The 2,975-nt window shown below is 71.4% G+C and carries 2 protein-coding genes and 1 pseudogene; 1 reads left to right on the top strand and 2 read right to left on the bottom strand.

What is annotated here, in order from left to right; genetic code table 11:
* Window positions 1-1,207: 1,207 nt before the first annotated feature.
* A pseudogene (locus ACH4ZX_RS40145) lies at window positions 1,208-1,423 on the top strand (thiolase C-terminal domain-containing protein); the annotation flags it as partial.
* 140 nt (window positions 1,424-1,563) lie between these two features.
* Here ACH4ZX_RS40145 and ACH4ZX_RS40140 read toward each other — a convergent pair.
* Window positions 1,564-1,707 (bottom strand): hypothetical protein, encoded by a 144-nt coding sequence (locus ACH4ZX_RS40140; protein WP_398283855.1) that lies wholly within the window; start codon window positions 1,705-1,707, stop codon window positions 1,564-1,566.
* Between the two features lie 84 nt (window positions 1,708-1,791).
* Complete coding sequence (locus ACH4ZX_RS40135; RefSeq protein WP_398283853.1) at window positions 1,792-2,232, bottom strand: hypothetical protein; 441 nt, start codon at window positions 2,230-2,232, stop codon at window positions 1,792-1,794.
* Window positions 2,233-2,975 lie beyond the last annotated feature (743 nt).

Here is a 2,975-nt window from a genome sequence, read left to right as displayed (position 1 = left end):
AGTGACTCCATCAGCCGGAGTAAGTCATGCTGGGACAAGGCCATCGCGTCACCTCTCTCAACGAGCTTCTCTACTCGGAGAGTTGCGCGATGGCCGCCTCATGACCAGGGGCTATGCGGAGATCGCTGCTACACCACTCGGTGGGACACCATCCGGTACTCGCGCACGGCGCGGTCGAACTGCCGGGTGCGGCGGTGGGTCACGACGTCTCACGTCCTCGATCGGCCTGCTGCCCCACACGCGCCGGCCGTCCGGGAAGGGAGGGCATGACGGAGTCACTCGCGCGAGTCTCAGACGTCTGCGGTCCCCTCCGGCGCTGTGGGCGTCGGGGTTGTGGACCGGGCGCGGCGCGGTTGCCCGATGGTGCTCCCGGCATCGTAGTGCCCCCTCTCGGACATCCGCGGGCCCAGCCGGCGTCTTCCGGCCGCCCCGGCGCGGGGCCGAAGGCCTCCGGCCAGCCGCGTACTCTGCGCACCCCGCCTCCTGCCCACCAGTGCACGACGACGCGATGCAGGAGCGGTGCCGGCGCCTGCCGGGCCCGCTGCGCCGCGCCAGCCGCCACAGCGGCCGGAGACGGCCCGCACCGAGGGAGAAGGCACCAGCACCAGCTCGGTGGCCAAGAACCCGGGGGCGCACGGTGCCGGCCAGCGTGCGCCCTGCCCGGTCGGCCCGGCCGGCCGTAGCGTCGAGACGGCACCGGACCCGGGGCGCCGGGGGAGCAGATGAGGAGACGGGTGTGGAGCGACGCAGCTTGCTCGCGACGGGAGTTGCCCTGGGGGCCGGGGCATTCGCGGTGCCCACAGCGGTGTGGGCGGCCCCGGCGCCGCGACTGTCGGCCGGCGACGTCGCCGCAGCGCGCCGGCTGTTCGCGGCCGGCGCCTACGCCCGGCTCGACCGGGTGCTGGCGCTGCTCCTGGACGCCGCCGTACGCAGCACCGAACGCGGCCCGGCCGGCGCCGCCCTCGCCGCCGACGTGTGGGTGCTGGCTTCCCGGCTGGCGGTCAAGCAGGGCCGCACCAAGGCCGCCGGCGCGTACGCGGCCCGGGCCGGCGCCGCCGCCACCCGCTCCGGCGACGCCGTGGTGCTCGCCGCCGCGGCCCGCGCGGCCGCGACCCCGCTGCGCCGCACCGGCCGCACCGACGAGGCCCTGCACCTGCTCCACCAGGCGCGCGCCCACCTGACGGTCGGCTCCCGGCCCGCAGCCGCCGAGCTGCCGGTGAACACGGACGGGGGCGGACTGCCGGCCCAGCACCCCGGCATGCGCGGCCTGTTCCTCCTGGTCGAGGCGGTACGGCAGCTCAGGGGCGGGGCCGGCGCCCGGCAGGTGCGCGCCCGCGACGGCGGCGCGCCCCGCCTGGGGGTGGCCTCCGGCGCCGGGGGCTGGTTCTGCTCGTCGGGGACGGTGGTGCTGGGTCGGGACTGAGCGGGTCACGTCGCGCTCGTGCCGCCCGCTCTCCCGTACCCGGCCGGACGGGCGTGGCCGGAGCGCTGGGTGGCCGGAACCGCCGGAAACGGCCGGAGCCGCCGGGGGTGACCGGCGGCTCCTGTTCGACGGGACGGGGGTCAGAGAACCCGCTGCATGTCGTCGACGCACTGCACGACCGTCTTGCGCAGTGCGTCGACGAGGTGGGGGATGAAGTCGCCCATGTGACGGGCCAGATCTGACCTGTCGTACCGCTGTGGCCTGCGGACCCACCTGATCACCACGACTTTGAAACACCCCTGTCCCCTGACCAGGCCGCCTACATGGTCACCGGGACTTTGAAACGCCCCTGAGTCCGCTCCAGGTGCCTATTCCACGAATTCTTCAATTTCCGCGTATGCGACGCCGAACAGGCAGGGGGTCTGCTCCGGCGGCCTTCCCGCCCACGTGTAGCCGTACGTCTGCTGGTCGATGCGGGGGCTGTACAGCGTCTCCCCGAGTCCGTCGTTGCTCAGGGGATCGCGGCAGTGGACAACCAGGTTCCATGAGCCGCGGCCATAGCACTCCGCATAGCGGAAATTGTCGTACTGGCTGACGTCGACTATGTCGCAATCCATCCCGTAGACTGCGGTCTTGACGTGTTCCCTGGGGAAGTAGTCATACTCTCCTGCGAATGCCGGTGTGGTGCCGGCAACGCTTGCGACGGAGATCGAGGCGAGTGCGGAAATGGTCAGCGCGGCAGCTTTTGCCCCGCGTCGAATTCTATTGTTCACGCCGATCAGTATCGGCTGATCATTTTGAGATGCCATGAGTAGTACTCACCTATGTGTGGAGGAAGGTCATGTGCGGGATTTTTCCCGGCCTTCCGGTCTGGCCGGTTCGCCCCATCCTGCTGGCCCTCTTTTCGGCTGTGGCGGTCCCGGGGGCGGCGGCAGCGCCCTGGGTGTGGGCATGACGGAATTGATGCGGCAAGCCGGGTGGGAGCGGGCGTCGCCGACCGCGGCACATCTGCCTGCGGCGTTCGGGAGCCTTCGCGATCGCGCTCCGGGCGCAGTACCGGCGGCTATGGCGGCGGTGTCCGTCATCCAGGCACTCGACCGCGGCACGGCTTGACCCGTCTCCCCCGTTCACGATTCCCGGGCGCCAGGTCGGCTCAGCCGGGTCACCCGGTGACGGTGTCCGTGGTCCGGTCGTCGGACGGATCGGGGGTCGTGGCGGCCGGTCCGCGGCCTGGCGTCACGCAGGCGCACGCTGCCGGTTCCCGGCTCGCCGAGGCTCAGGGTGAACTCGAAGGTGCGGGACGAGCCGGGTGCCAGGGAGCCCATGTCGCAACTGTAGGCGTAGTCGTGGTGGCGGCAGTACGGCGCGTGCACGTCCTCGTCGATCAGTTCCGTGAGCTCCTTACTGACTTCGGCTCGTCAGGGTGACGCTGGTTCGTCGAGGGGCAGGCCGGTGCCTGAACCGTTCCGGGTTCGGTAGGGACTCGATCGTTTGAGAGGATCGAGTCATGGCACGTCCTTCCCCTTACCCGCTTGAGCTGCGCCGTCGTGCG

It is taken from the genome of Streptomyces sp. NPDC020490 (assembly GCF_044335305.1).
Classification (GTDB): domain Bacteria; phylum Actinomycetota; class Actinomycetes; order Streptomycetales; family Streptomycetaceae; genus Streptomyces.
This window is presented reverse-complemented; position numbering and strand designations above follow the sequence as displayed.

Excerpts from the sequence above, each read along its gene's own strand:
- ACH4ZX_RS40135 (WP_398283853.1), bottom strand. The coding sequence starts at position 2,232 with ATGGCATCTCAAAATGATCAGCCGATACTGATCGGCGTGAACAATAGA.